We start from the raw sequence: 17,692 nt of genomic DNA, 5'->3' as shown, positions 1-17,692 counted from the left end.
TACGAGAAGGTTAAATTTAGAAGATTCCTTAGTTTTTTCTGAGAATCAGCTTGCTTTGGCATAAGAATCTTTCCGGAATTTCTGCATGATCCAAAGCAGGCAAGCGCCGGCGAAAAAGAGAAACGCTGTGACATAAAAGGCGGCCGAAATTGTAAAATGGCTCGATATGATTCCGCCGAGAAGAGGCCCAAGCACATTTCCTAAAAAGCGAAAGCTGACGTTGTAGCCGAGAACTTCTCCTTGGATGCTGCCGGGAGCCTGTACGCGGATCGCTGCCGTGATGCATGGCAGCAAGCCGCCCATCGCCATTCCAAATAAAAATCTGAAAACAAGGAGCACGCTGAGCGAGGACGCGAGCGCCTGCGGAATAAAAAAGATAGAGGCGGCGAGTAAAAGTCCGATTAAAATGCGGCGGTGGCCGTAGCGGTCGCCCAGGTCTCCCCATTTTCTAGCCAGCAGCAAACTTCCGAGTCCCGTTGCTGAAAATGCCATGCCGGAGAAAAAGGCCAGATTGACAGGTCCGTGCAGCTCATTTACATATAAAGCGAGCAGCGGCTGGATACTGAAATTTCCTGTTTGAATCAGCATGGTTAACAGCATCATGACCCAAAGCGCCGGCTGGTGAAAAATATAGGAGAGCACTTCTTTTCTCGAGTAAGACGTACGTTTGGCTGCCTTTTCTGCAAGAGGCTGTTCTTTGACACCGAATAGCACGAGAAGAACGGATAAGAAAATCACAAAGGATGTGATAAAAAAGGTATACGTAAATCCGAAACGATCAGCAAGCATGCCTCCCAAAAGCGGGCCGAACAAGCTGCCGGACACTTGCCCCATTTGCAGCGTGCCGAGGGTTTTACCGGCTGAGCTCTTCGGAGTCTGTGCAGAAATCATCGCAAGAGATGTCGGGATGAATCCGGTTACAAGCCCCATTGCCATACGCAGAAAAAACAATTGGTACACCGATGTAACAAAGCCCATGAATAAAATACTGAGGGCAATGCCCGTTCCGGTTGCCATGAGGATTTTCTTGTATCCGCGTTTGTCTCCGAACCGCCCCCAAAACGGGGATACCAAAAACGCCATGAGAAATGTAATGCCGAACACATAGCCGCTCCACCTTTGCACAAAGCCGTTTGAAAAAGTGCTGAGCGTCTCAATGTATAAGGAGAGAAAAGGAACGATCATCGTTGTGCTGGCTGATACAAAGAAATTCGCCAGCCACACAATGACAAAGTTTTTCTTGCGGATAGAAATAACATCACCTTCTTATTATTTCGGGTTCCTTACTAATTATAAAGAAACGATTCACGATTTAAAAGAAACAAAGCGGCTGGGGAAATTCATTATTTTTAGAAAATGAAGAAAGGTCGAGAAGGGGAATTGATATACTATAAAGATAGCATTTTCTGATCGGAGGAAAGGCAGGTGTAAAAAGGTGACGACAAACAGCTTACTCATTATTGATTTCGAATTTACGATGCCTGATGGAAAGTACAGCCCGCAAAATTTCTTCCCGGAAATCATTGAAGCCGGAATTGTAAAGTCGGTTGATGATGAAGTAGTTGAGACGTTTTCGAACTATATCAGACCGAAAAAATTCCCGAAGCTGACAAAACGCTGCAAATCGTTTTTAAAAATAACCCAAAAGCAGGTAGACGAGGGGATGAGGTTCGAGGATTTCATCCGCAAACTAAACGAGCTTGATCCTGAGAAGAACAGCACGATAATTACGTGGGGAAACATGGACATGAAAGTGCTGAAGCAAAACTGTATGTTTAACCATATTCCTTTCCCGTTTAAGGGAGAAATGAGAGATTTATCGCTTGAATACAAAAACTTTTTTGGAGACCGGACACTGACGGGTTTATGGAAAGCTGCCGAGGAGTATGGAGATACCGGAACCGGCACCCATCATAAAGCGCTTGATGACGCCCTCACAGCATATAAGCTTTTTAAGCTTGTTGAGCAGGATAAGCAGTATCTCGAAAAGCCAAAGCCGCCGACAATCGGCGAAAGAATCGATTTATCCGAACTGTTTAAACGCGCAACTTAAAAAAACCCAATCTTTTGTCAGACTGGGTTATGGCCGGTTAAAATATTCTTTTTCTAAAACGTCCAGATTATTCAGGGAGCGCTTTGCCCACTCCGAACCATCCTCATTCAATTTGGCTCTCAGCTGTGCTGCCGCCTCTCGCAGAGACTCGGTATAATCCGGCACTTCGCCATCATAAGGCTTCACCATATGATGGGGGATATTGGTCTGTTCACCGTATGCGAGCGCTCTTCTCTCATGGAAAAACGGCACATCCGCCTGTTTTGGATGATGAAGGTCCCCTTGAGCGGGATGGGTGAGAACCGCTTTGACTTTCACTAAATAATGCTGCGGCCTGCAAGCAGTGATTTCTCCTATGTATACACCTGTTTTATAAAATCCTTTAACGATAGAGCCTGTCTCAAACGTGCTCATCTGTCATCACCTCGCATTTATTCTATTAAAGTTCCAATCGATTTGCTAGTGAGGAAGGTCGGCGGGAAGCTTAATCGTCACCGTGGTCCCTCTTTGGAAGCTGCTGTTAAACGAAATGGTCCCGTGATGATGCTCAATAATGGAAAAGGTCACGGTGAGCCCGAGTCCCGTTCCGTTCGTTTTTAATGAATAATAAGGTTCGCCGAGTTTTTGCATTTGATGGTCTGTCATGCCGACTCCATTATCTGAGATGTTAATCATGATCGTATGGCCGCTTCTTTTGGCTGATATGTGGATCATTCCCTTCCCGTGGGGAACCGCTTCAATGCTGTTTTTCATCAGGTTGATGACAGCCTGCTTCAGCTTTGTTGCGTCTCCGTATACTGAAAGGCCCGGCTCTGCTTCGGCCTCAACGGTTACAGACTTGTAATTGGCATACGACACCATAAGGGAGCTTGTCTCTTTGATAAGAGCTGATAAATCAAAAACCTCTTTTTCGTACAATTGCTGTTTGGCCATATCGAGATAGTTTGTAATAATGCCTTGCGCCCGGTCAAGCTCTGACAGTACAAGCTTTTTGTAATCTGTACTCGATTTGTTTTGAAGGGTTTCGTCATTAAAAAGCAGCTGGACAAACCCGCGGACAACTGTCAGCGGATTTCTGACTTCATGAGCGACGCTCGCTGCCAGTTCACTCACAATCGTCATTTTTTCTGAATGGATCAGCTGTGAACGCAGGGCGATATTTTCGGCGATGCTTTCAATAATATAGATGCTTAAAAGAAGAACGCTGGAGCGGAACAGCCCAGAGACAGCCGCCTCATAAAGTAAAATTCCTGATTTTTGAAAATTTAAAATATTCAAGGCGGAAAAAATCCAACTGGAGGCGAAAAATAAGAAGATCTCCAAGCAGCCGATCAATAAAGACAGCAGCAGTTTTTTCGCTTTGGACATGAATGGCCATTTTTTCTGAAATAATATTGGGATGATAGTAAGAAAAGGCAGCAAAGTGAAAACAAACATTGCGGAAGGTTCATAAAACAGCAGTTCAAAACATAAGACAGATGCGGCGACTGTAAGCCCGGAAGCAGTACTAACGTAAAATAAACAAATGATAACGGGAATCACCTGAAGGCCGTATTGTATGTAGTTCATTTCATGAATAGGGAATATAATGCATAAAATGGAGGCGCCGCAGGCGAATAACGTGACCAAACCGCTGTTTATTTTTGGCACAAGGATCGCCGGCTTTCCAAGCCAAAATACTTGGTAGAGAAGAATAGGAAACAAAATAAAGCAAATATGCAGGAGATAGTCTTTTAGAATTTCCATTCGGTGTGAAATCCTTTCGTATAAAATATGAATCTATTATAACACTAAATATTAGAAGTAAAATATAAAATTCCTTTATAAAGAACGCCTTTACGAATGAAGACGTAAAGGCGTTTAACAGCTATATTTACGCTAATGCGGCTTTGATGCGGCGCAGGCCGTCCTGTAAGGTTGCGAGAGGGCATCCCGCGTTCAGGCGCATAAAGCCTTCTCCGCCAGGCCCGTATTTCGTCCCGGGCTCTAAAATAATTTTCCCCTTTTTCAGCATCCTTTGCTGAAGCTCCGCGTCGGACAAGCCGTAAGCGCTGAAGTCGAGCCAGAGCAGGTAAGATGCATCCGGCTTCATCATTTTGACTTTTGGGAGCTCGGTGCTCAAAAAGGCTTCAGCTTCGTTCATGTTTTTCTCAAGATAAGAGATCAATTCATCGAGCCACGGTCCGCCTTTTGAGTAAGCAGCTTCGATCGCCGTAACTGCAAATGCGTTCAGCCCGCCTAAACCATTGCGCTGCAGACTTGCGGAAAACTTGGCGCGCTTCAGCCGGTCCGGAATAATGATGGCCGACGCCTGCAATCCGGCGATATTAAATGTTTTGCTTGGCGCAGCACATGTCACGGATATCTCAGCGAAATCGTCAGAGAGAGAAGCAAACGGCGTGTGTTTGTTTCCGTACAGCATCAAGTCGGAATGGATTTCATCTGATACAACTGTAACGCCGTGCTCAAGGCACAATTCGCCGAGCTTCAGTAAATCCTCCCGGCTCCACGAACGCCCTGAAGGGTTTTGAGGATTGCATAAAATAAACATTTTAACGCTTGGATCACTGAGCTTCGCCCCCAAGTCCTCAAAATCCATTGCATATGTGCCATCTTTTTCTAGCAGCGGATTATGTAAAACGCGCCGGCCGTTTTTCTCAATCATATGGTAAAAAGGTGTATAAACAGGAGGCTGGACAACCACTTGGTCTTCAGGTTCCGTGAAAGCTTGTACCGTCATGCTCAAAGCTGTGACAACGCCCGGGCTGAATGTGATGCTTTCGGGGTTCACCTTCCAGCCGTGCCTGTTTTGCATCCATCCGCACACAGCATCCTTCGTTTTTTGATCTGGGGCCGTATAACCGAAAATCCCGTGGTCAAGGCGCTCTTTTAATGCTTCATTTATCGCTTCCGGCGCGCGGAAATCCATATCAGCCACCCACATCGGGAGTGCGTCTGTCACGCCGAATAATTCGCCTGTTTTGTCCCATTTGACCGATTGGGTACCTAGGCGTTCTTCTCGTTTATCAAAGTTCATTCTGTTACCCCCTCATGGTTTCTTCTTCTTAACGTAACTATGATAAAATAGAACTGCAAATCTTATTATAAGCGGTGATGATTATGGAAGAAAGTCAAGCGGTCAGGGAAATGATCAAGATCATTGCCAAATGGGACCCGTTTAAATATGGAGAAGGATTTTACGAAACGGAAGCTGTTGATGTCGTGCAGGCTGTCTATGATGAAGACGATCCCGACGTGTTGGCGAAAAGCATTCAGCATATATTTGAAGTTTCTTTTGAACAAACGCTGCCGATCGACAGCTGCCGGGAAGTGGCTGGCCAGCTTTTATTCATTAAAGACAGCAGCTCCTGCACGCCTTAAAAAACCGGTTCTACACCGGTTTTTTTGTTATTTAATAAACTCTGCAATATGTTCGGAAACGAATTCAGGCCGTTCCTCAGGCACCAGGTGTCCAGTCTGGCCAAGTGAGTACAGCACGGAATCAGGCAAATCCTCGTGCAGCCGTTTACCGATCTCCACAGGAACGATTCGGTCTTCCTCGCCCCAAATCAATAAAGCAGGCTTGTTCATTTTCTTTAATTGTTCGGGTTCTAAATCTCCTTCTCTATGGCGGATAAACCTTGTCATGGCTTTGAAAATCTGCCCGTCTTGAAACGGCCTGCCATAGCCGTCAATCATCTCTTCATCAATCAGCGATTTGTCATGCACAACATTTAATAAATTTTTCATCACGCCTTCTTTCGAGAGCCAGCGCTTGATATAAAGATGAAAATACGGGAGGTGGGTCCCGAAAGTGATTGTCGGGTGCGAACGTTTTAAATACCCTGAACTGCAAAGCAGCACAACCTTTGAAAAAAGCTCCGGCTTTTGCAGAACAGCAGACAGCGATATCTGTCCGCCCATAGAATGGCCGACAAGCGCAGCCTGTTTGACTTGCAAGTGTTCCAAAATCCCAATGACAAGCTTCGCGAGGTTTTGATAAGTATAGATAAATGTTTTCGATTTTTCGGATTGGCCGAAAGGAGGCAAATCAAGCGCGATGATGTCGTACTTGTCCCGGAGAAGTGGGATTATTTTTCTGAAGCTGAAAGCAGACGATAAAAAACCGTGTACGCAGACAAGCGTTTGCCTGCCCGGATTTTGATAATGTTCATAGTATACATTGACACCATCGACCGTAAGCCGCCTTATTGGTGAAACCCCCTCCATTCTGTGTCACTCCCTTTTATAAGATGTCTGTATTGTGCCCTTAAATTGACAATTCTAGCGGAAGTTTCTCCTTGTTTTTTTCTTAGCATTCGTCAAAAAACGTGATATAATGTCATGAAGATTTCTTGACATTGCAAAGGTGTGAATCGAATGAAATTGACAGAGAAAGAAACAGAAATATTAGAAATTTTAGACGAAAACAGCCGCGCCGATTTAGAAACAATTGCAAAGATGGCGGGGATCCCTGTAAATGAAGTGAAAACAATTATTGACAAACTGGAAAAAGAAAAGGTTATCATCGATTATTCCGCTATGATTGACTGGCGAAAAGTCGACGGGCATGAAGGCGTAACAGCCATGATTGACGTCAAAGTAACGCCGAAGCGGGGAGTCGGTTTTGATGAAGTGGCGGAACGGATATACCGGTTCCAGGAGGTTGAATCAGTTTACCTGATGTCAGGCGTGTACGATTTGTCTGTCGTGATTCGGGGCAATTCGATGTCTGACGTAGCGCGTTTTGTTTCAGATAAACTGTCCACACTTGATTCAGTTGTATCTACGACAACTCATTTTATCCTGAAAAAATACAAGCATGACGGCAAAGTGTTTGAAACAGGAGACGACGACAAAAGAATCGTGGTGTCCCCGTAAATGACTTCGTATTTATCTGACTATGTACAACAAATAAAGCCGTCCGGCATCCGCAAATTCTTTGATTTGGCGGCAACGATGGAAGGCGTCATTTCTTTAGGCGTCGGCGAACCTGATTTTGTTACCGCATGGAATGTCCGTGAAGCAAGCATTCTCTCGCTTGAACAAGGCTATACATCATACACAGCCAATGCCGGTTTATACTCACTGCGTGAGGAAATCAGCCGTTATTTGAGCAGCAGGTTTGACCTTCGCTACTCGCCAGACAATGAGCTGATTGTGACAGTAGGGGCAAGTCAGGCTTTGGATATTGCAATTCGCGCTATTGTGAATCCAGGTGAGGAAGTCATCATTCCTGAGCCGTGTTTTGTGGCGTACGATGCGCTTGTTTCTTTGGCGGGCGGCATTCCGGTTCATGTCCACACAACGGCAGACAAAGGGTTTAAAGCAACGGCTGCGGATTTTGAAGCGGCAGTCACTGAAAAAACGAAAGCCATTCTCATCTGCTCGCCATCGAATCCGACAGGTTCGGTTTATTCGAAGGAAGAGCTGAATGAGATTGCTGAGTTTGCCAAAAAACATGATGTAATCGTCTTAGCTGACGAAATCTACGCTGAGCTGACATATGATGAGGAATTTACAAGCATAGCGGCATTACCGGGAATGAAGGAACGGACGGTTGTCATCTCTGGCTTTTCAAAAGCGTTTGCGATGACAGGCTGGAGACTCGGCTTTGCCGCAGCACCATCCGTTCTTCGGGATGCAATGCTTAAAATTCACCAGTATGCGATGATGTGCGCGCCGGCAATGGCGCAGTTTGCCGCTTTGGAAGGTCTGAAGAACGGCATGGAAGATGTAGAAAAAATGAAAAAAAGCTACCGAAGAAGACGGAATTTGTTTGTAGAAACGCTCAATGAAATCGGCCTCAGCTGTCATCATCCAGGCGGCGCTTTCTATGCTTTTCCATCGATCAAAAGCACGGGAATGAGTTCGGAGCAGTTTGCCGAGGAGCTTCTGACGCAGGAAAAAGTGGCTGTTGTTCCGGGAAGTGTGTTTGGTCCGAGCGGTGAAGGTTATATCCGCTGTTCATACGCAACCTCGATCGAGCAGCTTCAAGAAGCATTAGTCAGAATAAAACGCTTCCTGCACAAAACAACATAAAAAAAGATACGAACCTTTTTGTTCGCATCCAATAAAAGGGGGGAATACTAGAAAGCCTTTGGTATTTTCAGTTTACCCCCTTTTTGCTGTGCATAAACCTGATTTTTTATAAAAAAGTTTTCTTTGCGGAAATAAGACATGTGTGATATAATTTTAAATTGCGTATAAACAGATATTTAATTTAACTTAGGAGTTGTTATGAATGGCAGCAAAATTTGAAGTGGGCAGTGTTTACACTGGTAAAGTTACAGGATTACAAGCGTATGGTGCGTTTGTTGCATTAGATGAAGAAACTCAAGGTTTAGTACACATTTCTGAAGTGACTCACGGTTTCGTAAAAGATATCAACGAGCACCTTTCAGTTGGCGACGAAGTACAAGTAAAAGTACTTGCTGTTGATGAAGAAAAAGGAAAAATCAGCCTTTCAATTCGTGCGACACAAGCTGCGCCTGAGAAAAAAGAAAGCAAACCAAGAAAACCTAAAGCTGCGCAAGTAAGCGAAGAAGCTTCTACACCACAAGGTTTCAACACATTAAAAGATAAGCTTGAAGAGTGGATCGAAATGTCCAACCGCAAAGACCTTATCAAAAAATAAGCATGAAAAAAGCACCGGACAGGAATGTTCGGTGCTTTTTTATCCTATCGCATTTCAGGATTTGCTGCCTCTTCACGTGATCTTTCCTCGTTTGGCTTAAACAGCAGACCGAGGTTGATTAAACCGGCGATTCCGACAAGTCCGTAAATGATGCGGGAAAGGGCTGAACCTTGGCCGCCGAAGATGGCCGCTACTAAGTCAAATTGGAAAAATCCGATCAGTCCCCAGTTAATAGCGCCAATGATGGTTAAAACAAGACAAATTCTCTGAATGGTACTCATGTTCTGCAACCTCCTCCATGAATTATTAAAACAGTTATAGATTGTGACATATTGGAGAATCTATACATGCATTCTCCATATTGAGGGAATCCAGCCTTCCCTTACCTATATCAGTTTCTTTCCCAGCATCCTGCCATATAAAACCAAGCGATATGCAACCCGGTGAGAGCTGATTGCTTTACATGTAGTAAGGACATTCTGCATAATAAAAAATCTAAGGAGGAGATGTCATGCAAAACTTTACATACTGGAATCCGACCAAATTAATTTTCGGGCGTGGGGAAGTGGAAAGACTGCCGGAGGAACTCAAACCTTACGGGAAAAACGTATTGCTTGTCTACGGAGGCGGAAGCATTAAACGCAGCGGCCTGTATGATCAAGTGATTGAACAGCTGGATAAAGCCGGAGTGACCGTGCAGGAATTAGCAGGCGTTGAACCGAATCCGCGTGTGTCGACTGTTAATAAAGGTGTTGCCATCTGTAAAGAACACAACATTGATTTCTTGCTGGCTGTCGGCGGCGGAAGTGTAATCGACTGTACAAAAGCGATTGCCGCAGGAGCGAAGTATGATGGTGATGCGTGGGATATCGTCACAAAAAAACATCAGCCGAAGGATGCTCTGCCATTCGGAACCGTATTGACTCTCGCTGCGACTGGTTCTGAAATGAACTCAGGCTCGGTGATTACAAACTGGGAAACAAAAGAAAAATACGGCTGGGGCAGCCCGCTCGTATTCCCTAAATTCTCGATTCTTGATCCGGTGAATACATTCACCGTTCCTAAAAATCACACGATCTACGGTATGGTTGACATGATGAGCCACGTATTTGAACAATACTTCCATCATGTATCAAATACGCCGTATCAGGACCGTATGTGTGAATCACTTCTGCGTACAGTCATTGAAACAGCGCCTAAGCTGATCAATGATCTCGAAAATTACGAATTGCGTGAGACGATCCTATATACAGGAACAATCGCATTAAACGGCATGCTTTCTATGGGTGCAAGAGGGGATTGGGCAACTCATAATATTGAACATGCAGTATCAGCCGTTTATGACATTCCGCATGCCGGCGGACTGGCGATTCTGTTCCCGAACTGGATGAGACACACATTATCTGAAAACCCTGCCCGCATGAAACAGCTTGCAGTTCGCGTGTTTGATGTTGAAGAAGCAGGTAAAACAGATGAAGAAATTGCACTTGAAGGTATCGATAAGCTGTCTGCATTCTGGACAAGCCTTGGCGCACCGAACCGTCTTGCTGATTACGATATTAATGATGAGCAGCTTGACACAATTGCAGACAAGGCTATGGCTAACGGTACATTCGGCCAGTTTAAATCACTCAACAAAGAAGATGTGCTTGCCATTTTGAAAGCATCTCTATAAAAAAAGGGGAAACAGCCGTTCGGCTGCTTCCCTTTTTCTTTTTGTTAACTTGTGTTACAATGGAAAATCTGTTTTTTTTACCAGCATTATTTGGAGGTTTTACAATGGAAAATTTCACTTATTATAATCCGACGAAGCTGATCTTCGGAAAAGGCCAGATTGAACAATTAAGAAAAGAATTAAAGCAATACGGCAAGAATGTGCTGCTTGTTTACGGCGGCGGAAGCATTAAACGCAACGGCCTCTATGATCAAGTCACAGGCATTTTAAAAGAAGAAGGCGCTGTGGTTCATGAGCTGTCAGGTGTAGAACCGAACCCGCGTCTTGCGACAGTGGAAAAAGGCATAGACCTATGCAGAGAGCATCACATTGATTTTCTGCTTGCAGTCGGCGGAGGCAGTGTCATTGACTGCACAAAAGCGATTGCTGCCGGCGTCAAATACGATGGCGACGCTTGGGATATTTTCAGCAAAAAAGTAACAGCAGAGGATGCGCTCCCGTTCGGCACTGTTTTAACCCTTGCTGCGACAGGCTCTGAAATGAACCCTGATTCCGTGATTACAAACTGGGAAACAAACGAGAAATATGTATGGGGCAGCAATGTGACTCATCCGCGTTTCTCCATTTTAGATCCTGTAAATACGTTCACTGTCCCAGAAAATCAAACAGTATACGGCATGGTTGACATGATGAGCCACGTATTTGAGCAATACTTCCATAATGTCGAAAACACGCCGCTTCAAGACAGAATGTGCTTTGCGGTTCTGCAGACGGTTATCGAAACAGCTCCTAAGCTTCTTGAAGATCTGGAAAATTACGAGCTTCGTGAAACAATCCTGTATGCAGGCACAATCGCTTTAAACGGCACGCTCCAAATGGGCTACTTCGGCGACTGGGCTTCTCATACAATGGAGCACGCTGTTTCAGCTGTATATGATATTCCGCATGCCGGCGGACTCGCGATTCTGTTCCCGAACTGGATGAGATACACGCTTGATACAAATGTCGGCCGCTTTAAAAACCTCATGCTCAACATGTTTGACATTGATACTGAAGGCAAAACAGATAAAGAAATCGCACTTGAAGGAATCGACAAGCTGTCTGCATTCTGGACAAGCCTCGGCGCACCTTCCCGCCTTGCCGATTACAATATCGGAGAAGATAAGCTTGAACTGATTGCTGATATCGCTGCCAAAGAAATGGAACACGGCGGCTTCGGCAACTTCCAAAAACTGAACAAAGATGACGTACTTGCCATCCTTCGCGCGTCTCTATAATCCAAAGGGCGGAATCCAGTCATTCCGCCCTTTCTTCTTGACTTGATTTCACAGATAAGTTCATATAAAGTGAAAGATGAAAACATTATACCGTTATGGAGGGACAAGCAATGACGCATGTACGCTTTGACTACTCAAAAGCGTTGACTTTCTTCAACGAACATGAACTTACATACCTACGGGACTTTGTAAAAACAGCACACCATAATATTCATGAAAAAACAGGCGCTGGCAGCGATTTTCTAGGCTGGGTGGACCTCCCTGAACATTATGATAAAGAAGAATTCGCGCGCATCAAAAAAAGCGCCGAAAAAATCAAATCTGACTCTGATGTATTGCTTGTTGTCGGCATCGGCGGTTCTTATCTCGGTGCGCGGGCTGCGATCGAAGCGCTTAATCACGCGTTTTATAATACATTGCCAAAGGCAAAACGCGGCAATCCGCAAGTTATTTTCATCGGAAACAACATCAGTTCATCTTATATGAGAGATGTCATGGATCTTCTTGAAGATGTTGACTTCTCTATTAATGTGATTTCTAAATCAGGCACAACAACTGAACCTGCAATCGCTTTCCGTATTTTCCGTAAGCTTCTTGAGGAGAAATACGGCAAAGAAGAAGCGAAAGCCCGGATTTACGCGACAACTGATAAAGAGCGCGGCGCATTAAAAACGCTTTCTAACGAAGAAGGCTTTGAATCATTTGTCATTCCTGATGACGTCGGCGGCCGTTATTCTGTATTAACAGCTGTAGGCCTCTTGCCGATTGCTGTCAGCGGCGTCAACATTGACGACATGATGAAAGGCGCACTGGATGCGAGCAAAGATTTTGCGACTTCTGAATTGGAAGAAAACCCTGCATACCAATATGCGGTTGTTCGCAATGTGCTTTATAATAAGGGCAAAACAATCGAAATGCTCATCAACTATGAACCGGCGCTTCAATACTTTGCGGAATGGTGGAAGCAGCTGTTCGGAGAAAGTGAAGGGAAAGATGAGAAGGGCATTTATCCTTCTTCAGCTAACTATTCAACAGACCTTCATTCATTAGGCCAGTATGTACAAGAAGGCCGCAGAGATTTATTCGAAACGGTGCTGAACGTAGAGAAACCGAAACATGAACTGACAATAGAAGAAGCGGATAACGATCTTGACGGCTTAAACTATTTAGCCGGAAAAACGATTGATTTCGTTAACAAGAAAGCGTTCCAAGGCACGATGCTTGCCCATACAGACGGAAATGTTCCGAACTTAATCGTCAACATTCCTGAGCTGAATGCATATACTTTTGGATACCTTGTATATTTCTTCGAAAAAGCCTGCGCGATGAGCGGTTATCTCCTTGGCGTCAATCCATTTGACCAGCCTGGAGTAGAGGCGTATAAAGTCAATATGTTTGCGTTACTCGGCAAACCTGGCTTTGAAGAGAAAAAAGCAGAGCTTGAAAAACGTCTGGAAGATTAATGTGAGAAAGCTGACTGGCATCGCCAGTCGGCTTTTTATAAAATCAGAAAGGTGCTGATGTTCATGAAACAAATGGTTAAACATCTCATCATTGCCGTTTTTTCTGCAGCTGTTCTAAGCATTCTTATCTCCTTTGATGCCGTGTATACAGAGTTTTCTTCAAGCTTCGGCGGCACGCTATCACACTTTTTCATCCACGCCTTTCTTCTCATTGGTTTGCCGCTTGCGCTTTTTACCGATGCGGTACACCGGCTGATGCATTTAAAACGATCTCATACTCTTTTCACTAAATTAGGACTCTATGCCGCAGTTGTTTATGTTTCATGGGAATCTGCTGCAGGGCTTGCAGCGGCAATGGCTGTTTACTTTTTAATTGAATGCGCTTTCTTTTTAGTTGGCCGCACGAAAGAAACAACGATTTCCATGTAGTCCGCCTCTGAATGAAGTCTTGTTCGGCGGGACAGGATAAGTGAAAAAGGGGCATTTTGATGATACCAATACCTTCCGCGATAGATGGGCAGTCTTTTCTGCTTCAAGAACTGGAACAAGTAATGAAGCCGCTCGGTTATGTGATAAACGGCGGCTGGGAATACGATCACGGCTACTTTGATTATAAAATTGATGATAGAGACGGCTATTTGTTTTTAAGGATTCCCGTCAATGCGGTACAGGGCAGTCTCGATGAACGCGGGGCGGCTGTTCGGATCGGAACGCCATTTATGCTGAGGCAGGTGTTTCAGGCGGATCTTGACGATTATGCCGAGGGAGGGCCATTCCAATCACTGTTTAATCAATTTTCCGAGCCGGAAAGGCGCGACGCGGAAATTGATCCGGCGTATTTGGATATCGGCGCCTCCCTTGTGAAAGAATTGGAGGATGTTCTGCTGCATTAGATCGCAAGAAATTGGTCTGTTTCGAGCACTTTATATGTAAGAGGAGGGGAAATCATCGGCCCTTCCTCTTTTTGTATGCCGATAATTGTCGTGTTGTGATCAAGGAAATGGAGGACGCACGTTTTGTAAGCAGCTCCCTTTAGATCGTCAGGAACAGAAAGAAGCTTCACATGTTGATCAAGTGTCAGCTTAATTCCGTTCTGCTTAGACGGCCGTAATTTGACTTGATAATGCTGCAGCATTGCCCGACTGATAAATTCTGAAGTTCCGATGATTTGATTAGCGCCTGCCCGCTCCGCATTGGTGACAAACCGGTCAGTCAAAATCTCGACGATACAGTATGCAAGGGGGTTAAGCCCTTTAACAGATAAAAGAATCAGCACTGACAGCATATCTGCTTCAGCTTCACTTTTATACTGATCAGCTGTCACCATCACTGACTCCGCTTCAGCAACATTGGCCCGTTTCAGTGTCTCATCATCGGCAGCGTGCCCGCGTATGAAATGGACGTTTTCGATAAGCGGGCCTTCTTTTAAAGATTCATCGATCAGCACAACCGTCTTGGAAGGGGCCGTAAGCTGCAGCTCCTTCAGCAGCCGGTTTGATTTTTCATTCCACCCGATCATAATGATGTGGCCCCGCCCTTTGTAAGCGACTTTTCCTTCGATGTAGCGGTGCTGTCTGCTGATTGCGGCTGCAGATAACGTGGCGAAATATGCGGTGACAAAGCTTGCTCCGCTCAAAATCAGCAGTATTCCGGCTGCCTGTCCAAGCGGCGTGTGCGGCACATAGTCTCCATAGCCGACTGTCGAAACGGTAACGACAGCCCACCAAATGCCTTCAAATACCGAAGTGAACTGCTTCGGCTCAAGTACATAAATGATTTGGCCGAATAAAAGAATCAGACATAAAATAATAACCCCGATTCGGATAAATAACGGCCACCTGAGCCATGAAATAAATATCCGATTTGATTTCATTCTTTTTCTCCTTCTTCAGATAATGAGATGGATAAAATCTGTTTAATAATTGTATTTAATTTCTCGTTTAGCTTTTCCTGGCCGTACGTATCTCGTGCCTGCTTCATTAAATCGGCTGTATCATCTTCAAGCTGAATAAGCGGCTCATCGATTTCCGATTCATTATAAAGCTGGATAAATGCATCCAGCCCTTCATTCATTCGGTCGATTGCTGTGCTCAGCTGTTCCTTTTCCTCACTCGTCACTTTCATGGCTTCCATCACACCCGTGCTTTTTTCTAACAGTATGTCCCACTTCCGATGATGTTTTTCAAAAAATGAACAAAACATATAAAAATGGATTTCTCCATAAACTAAAACAAAAAGGATGAAAAAGATGACGATCTTGCAAAGAACGATCGTGGTTTTGATCGGTACGCAGCTGGCGGCATCCGCGGTGATTTTGTTTATTTTCGATTTGAATTCATATAATCACTTTTCCGGCAGCTTCTCCTGGCTTCATTTTCTGAAAGAGCTGGTCGGCAGCTTTTCCTTTTATTTGTTTTCAGCAGGTCTGTTCTTTCTGCTGATCGGATTGTGTGCTCCGAGCCGGAGGAAGAAGCGCATTTCTGTACACGGAAAAGAAAACTCATTAAAATAATCGTAATAGAGAAATGATCATGGAAAAAGGATGATGAAAAATGCTGTTTATATTTTTAACAATAGCCGCATTGGGATTGTCGTTTTGGGCACAATTTAAAGTAAAGAGCAACTTTGAAAAATATTCAAAAGTGGAAGCCTCAAGCGGACGTACAGGGGCAGAAACGGCAAGACGGATTTTAGATATAAACGGTCTTTACGACGTGCCGGTCGAACCGGTAAGAGGCACTTTAACAGACCATTACGACCCGACAAGACGGGTGGTGCGTTTATCTGAGCCGGTCTATTACGGCCGCTCAATTTCCGCCATATCCGTAGCTTCCCATGAAGTCGGACATGCCTTGCAGCATCAGGAGTCATATGGTGCGCTTGTGCTGAGACATAAAATCTTCCCAGTCGTGAATTTTGCATCCGGTGTAGCTCCTTTGCTTTTCTTAGGAGGCATGCTTCTCGGCAGCCTGAATCTGATCGGGCTTGGCATCATTTTGTTTTCAGCCGCTGTCTTTTTCCAGCTGATTACATTGCCTGTCGAATTCAATGCAAGTTCACGCGCGAAGCAAATTATTGTGTCAGAAGGATTCATCCGGAACAATGAAGAGAATGGGGTAAATAAAGTGCTGAGCGCCGCCGCCTTAACGTATGTGGCCGCCGCCCTGGTTTCCCTGTTTGAGCTTCTTCGCTTTGTGATGATCTTCTTAAACGGTCGTAATGAGAATTAACGTTAAGGAGGTGGCCCCTTACCATTTATGGTAAGGGCTTTTTTTGCTTATTTTACAACTGATCGCCATTTTTGTTTTGATTGGCATTACGGCTCTTTTCGTTGCAGCGGAATTTGCGATCGTCAAAATCAGAGGTTCAAAAATTAACCAGCTCATCGAAAGCGGTGACAGCCGGGCGCTTGCCGCACATAAAATCATCTCCAACCTTGACGAGTATTTATCAGCCTGCCAGCTCGGGATTACGATTACTGCCCTCGGCCTTGGATGGCTTGGTGAACCGACATTTGAACGCATTCTTCATCCCTTATTTACAATGACAGGCATGCCGGAACCGTTTAACCACATTGTCACATTTATCGTTGCATTTATCATCGTCACTTTTTTGCATGTGGTGATGGGTGAGCTTGCCCCGAAAACGGTTTCCATTCAAAAGGCTGAAGCTGTCAGTTTATGGATTGCAAAGCCGCTAATCTGGTTTTATAAAATCACGTATCCATTTATTAAAGCGTTGAACGGCTCTGCAAGTTTTCTTGTGAAATTGTTTGGCTTTCATTCAGTGAAGGAGCATGAGGTTGTCATCAGCGAGGAGGAACTGAGGCTGATCCTTTCAGAAAGCTATGAAAAGGGAGAAATCAATCAGTCTGAATTCCGCTATGTGAATAAGATTTTTGAATTCGACAACCGGGTAGCGAGAGAGATTATGATTCCGCGGACAGAAATTGCGGTTATCTCTCTGGAGCAGTCGCTTGAAGAAGCGATCCATCACATCATTAATGAACGGTATACACGTTACCCTGTCATTAAAGAAGACAAGGATCATATTTTAGGGATCATCAACAGCAAAGATATGTTTAAAGCTTATTTTCTCGGACAGCCGATCAAGCTGAAGCAGATTATGAGGCCCGTCATCAGAGTCATTGAAAGCATCCCTGTTCAGCAGCTTTTGATCCGCATGCAGAAGGAGCGGATTCACATGGCGATTCTCGTAGATGAATACGGGGGAACGGCGGGTCTTGTCACTGTCGAGGATATTATCGAGGAAATCGTCGGGGAAATTCGCGATGAATATGATCAGGATGAAACGCCGCACATTTTGAAAAAAGGCGAGCATCATTATGTAATGGATGGAAAAGCGCTAATAGACGAAGTAAACGATCTGCTCGACATTGCCATTGAAAATGAAGAAATTGATACGATTGCAGGCTGGCTTCTGACGCAAAAAATGGAGCTGAAAGCAGGAGATGTGATACACGCGGAGGGCTGTGAGTTTAAAATCCTCGACGCCGAAGATCATCACATCCGTTTTATAGAAATTAAAAAAACTGACTTTTTATAAAAAGCAGCCGAAGATTGAGCG

General features: G+C 44.7%; 22 protein-coding genes. 14 read left to right on the top strand and 8 right to left on the bottom strand.

The window, feature by feature from the left end; translation table 11 throughout:
• Positions 1-45: 45 nt before the first annotated feature.
• Positions 46-1,254 (bottom strand): multidrug efflux MFS transporter, encoded by a 1,209-nt coding sequence (locus tag M1M80_RS16370; RefSeq protein WP_332880198.1) that lies wholly within the window; start codon positions 1,252-1,254, stop codon positions 46-48.
• On the opposite strand from M1M80_RS16370, the gene M1M80_RS16365 reads away from it, so the two are divergent.
• Together M1M80_RS16365 and kapD are read left to right on the top strand one after the other, a co-directional pair.
• Positions 1,157-1,360 carry a hypothetical protein gene (locus tag M1M80_RS16365; protein WP_003241080.1) on the top strand — a complete coding sequence of 68 codons (204 nt, stop codon included), beginning with the start codon at positions 1,157-1,159 and terminating at the stop codon, positions 1,358-1,360. The two genes, M1M80_RS16370 and M1M80_RS16365, sit on opposite strands and share 98 nt — an antisense overlap.
• 75 nt (positions 1,361-1,435) lie before the next feature.
• Entirely contained in the window at positions 1,436-2,053 is a 618-nt protein-coding gene (gene kapD, locus M1M80_RS16360) for a 3'-5' exonuclease KapD (RefSeq protein WP_060399380.1), read from the top strand.
• Between the two features lie 27 nt (positions 2,054-2,080).
• Here the strand turns inward: kapD and kapB are convergent, their stop codons facing one another.
• The 3 genes from kapB to patB form a co-directional block, all read right to left on the bottom strand.
• The gene (gene kapB / locus M1M80_RS16355) at positions 2,081-2,467 is read right to left on the bottom strand and encodes a kinase-associated lipoprotein KapB (protein ID WP_003241083.1); all 387 of its coding nucleotides are present in this window, start codon (positions 2,465-2,467) and stop codon (positions 2,081-2,083) included.
• 45 nt (positions 2,468-2,512) lie between these two features.
• Positions 2,513-3,799, bottom strand: a complete 1,287-nt coding sequence (gene kinB, locus M1M80_RS16350) for a sporulation sensor histidine kinase KinB (protein WP_060399379.1) — start codon at positions 3,797-3,799, stop codon at positions 2,513-2,515.
• 127 nt (positions 3,800-3,926) lie between these two features.
• A complete protein-coding gene (patB, locus tag M1M80_RS16345; RefSeq protein ID WP_060399378.1) occupies positions 3,927-5,090 on the bottom strand; it encodes a cystathionine beta-lyase PatB in 1,164 nt (387 codons plus the stop codon).
• Between the two features lie 83 nt (positions 5,091-5,173).
• Here patB and M1M80_RS16340 point away from each other — a divergent pair, with 83 nt between their 5' ends.
• Complete coding sequence (locus tag M1M80_RS16340; RefSeq protein ID WP_060399377.1) at positions 5,174-5,434, top strand: YugE family protein; 261 nt, start codon at positions 5,174-5,176, stop codon at positions 5,432-5,434.
• 27 nt (positions 5,435-5,461) lie between these two features.
• Here M1M80_RS16340 and M1M80_RS16335 read toward each other — a convergent pair whose 3' ends face one another.
• On the bottom strand, positions 5,462-6,283 hold the full coding sequence (locus M1M80_RS16335) for an alpha/beta fold hydrolase (protein ID WP_003241092.1): 822 nt from the start codon (positions 6,281-6,283) through the stop codon (positions 5,462-5,464).
• Positions 6,284-6,433: 150 nt separating this feature from the next.
• Here M1M80_RS16335 and M1M80_RS16330 point away from each other — a divergent pair, with 150 nt between their 5' ends.
• The 3 genes from M1M80_RS16330 (at position 6,434) to yugI (ending at position 8,690) form a co-directional block, all read left to right on the top strand.
• Positions 6,434-6,934 carry an Lrp/AsnC family transcriptional regulator gene (locus M1M80_RS16330; protein ID WP_009968070.1) on the top strand — a complete coding sequence of 167 codons (501 nt, stop codon included), beginning with the start codon at positions 6,434-6,436 and terminating at the stop codon, positions 6,932-6,934.
• Positions 6,935-8,095, top strand: a complete 1,161-nt coding sequence (locus tag M1M80_RS16325; protein WP_003241096.1) for an aminotransferase — start codon at positions 6,935-6,937, stop codon at positions 8,093-8,095.
• Between the two features lie 202 nt (positions 8,096-8,297).
• Positions 8,298-8,690 carry a S1 domain-containing post-transcriptional regulator GSP13 gene (yugI, locus tag M1M80_RS16320; RefSeq protein ID WP_003228864.1) on the top strand — a complete coding sequence of 131 codons (393 nt, stop codon included), beginning with the start codon at positions 8,298-8,300 and terminating at the stop codon, positions 8,688-8,690.
• 44 nt (positions 8,691-8,734) lie between these two features.
• Here the strand turns inward: yugI and M1M80_RS16315 are convergent, their stop codons facing one another.
• Positions 8,735-8,971 (bottom strand): DUF378 domain-containing protein, encoded by a 237-nt coding sequence (locus M1M80_RS16315; RefSeq protein ID WP_003220771.1) that lies wholly within the window; start codon positions 8,969-8,971, stop codon positions 8,735-8,737.
• A gap of 230 nt (positions 8,972-9,201) precedes the next feature.
• Here M1M80_RS16315 and M1M80_RS16310 point away from each other — a divergent pair, with 230 nt between their 5' ends.
• The 5 genes from M1M80_RS16310 to M1M80_RS16290 all read left to right on the top strand — a co-directional run bounded on the left by M1M80_RS16310 (position 9,202) and on the right by M1M80_RS16290 (position 13,998).
• Positions 9,202-10,365, top strand: a complete 1,164-nt coding sequence (locus M1M80_RS16310; RefSeq protein ID WP_003242185.1) for an iron-containing alcohol dehydrogenase — start codon at positions 9,202-9,204, stop codon at positions 10,363-10,365.
• Positions 10,366-10,469: 104 nt separating this feature from the next.
• The gene (locus tag M1M80_RS16305) at positions 10,470-11,642 is read left to right on the top strand and encodes an iron-containing alcohol dehydrogenase (protein ID WP_003242187.1); all 1,173 of its coding nucleotides are present in this window, start codon (positions 10,470-10,472) and stop codon (positions 11,640-11,642) included.
• Positions 11,643-11,752: 110 nt separating this feature from the next.
• Positions 11,753-13,105, top strand: coding sequence for a glucose-6-phosphate isomerase (locus M1M80_RS16300; protein WP_003242188.1), 1,353 nt, complete (start codon positions 11,753-11,755; stop codon positions 13,103-13,105).
• A gap of 57 nt (positions 13,106-13,162) precedes the next feature.
• Positions 13,163-13,534, top strand: coding sequence for a hypothetical protein (locus tag M1M80_RS16295; RefSeq protein ID WP_060399376.1), 372 nt, complete (start codon positions 13,163-13,165; stop codon positions 13,532-13,534).
• A 59-nt stretch (positions 13,535-13,593) separates the two neighbouring features.
• Positions 13,594-13,998, top strand: coding sequence for a YugN-like family protein (locus M1M80_RS16290; RefSeq protein ID WP_003242191.1), 405 nt, complete (start codon positions 13,594-13,596; stop codon positions 13,996-13,998).
• Here M1M80_RS16290 and M1M80_RS16285 read toward each other — a convergent pair.
• Complete coding sequence (locus M1M80_RS16285) at positions 13,995-14,978, bottom strand: potassium channel family protein (RefSeq protein WP_060399375.1); 984 nt, start codon at positions 14,976-14,978, stop codon at positions 13,995-13,997. The two genes, M1M80_RS16290 and M1M80_RS16285, sit on opposite strands and share 4 nt — an antisense overlap.
• A complete protein-coding gene (mstX, locus tag M1M80_RS16280; protein ID WP_060399374.1) occupies positions 14,975-15,307 on the bottom strand; it encodes a biofilm formation protein MstX in 333 nt (110 codons plus the stop codon). The genes M1M80_RS16285 and mstX overlap by 4 nt, the downstream gene beginning before the upstream one ends.
• A gap of 46 nt (positions 15,308-15,353) precedes the next feature.
• Between mstX and M1M80_RS16275 the strand changes: the two genes are divergently transcribed.
• From M1M80_RS16275 to M1M80_RS16265, 3 genes are read left to right on the top strand one after another with little or no spacing between them, the layout of a single operon-like run.
• Entirely contained in the window at positions 15,354-15,617 is a 264-nt protein-coding gene (locus M1M80_RS16275) for a YuzI family membrane protein (protein ID WP_019259310.1), read from the top strand.
• A gap of 40 nt (positions 15,618-15,657) precedes the next feature.
• Entirely contained in the window at positions 15,658-16,335 is a 678-nt protein-coding gene (locus M1M80_RS16270; protein ID WP_003242198.1) for a zinc metallopeptidase, read from the top strand.
• Between the two features lie 43 nt (positions 16,336-16,378).
• The gene (locus M1M80_RS16265; protein WP_060399373.1) at positions 16,379-17,671 is read left to right on the top strand and encodes a hemolysin family protein; all 1,293 of its coding nucleotides are present in this window, start codon (positions 16,379-16,381) and stop codon (positions 17,669-17,671) included.
• The last annotated feature ends 21 nt before the right edge of the window (positions 17,672-17,692 follow it).

Source organism: Bacillus inaquosorum (assembly GCF_023238325.1).
GTDB classification, from domain to species: Bacteria; Bacillota; Bacilli; order Bacillales; family Bacillaceae; genus Bacillus; species Bacillus inaquosorum.
This window is presented reverse-complemented; position numbering and strand designations above follow the sequence as displayed.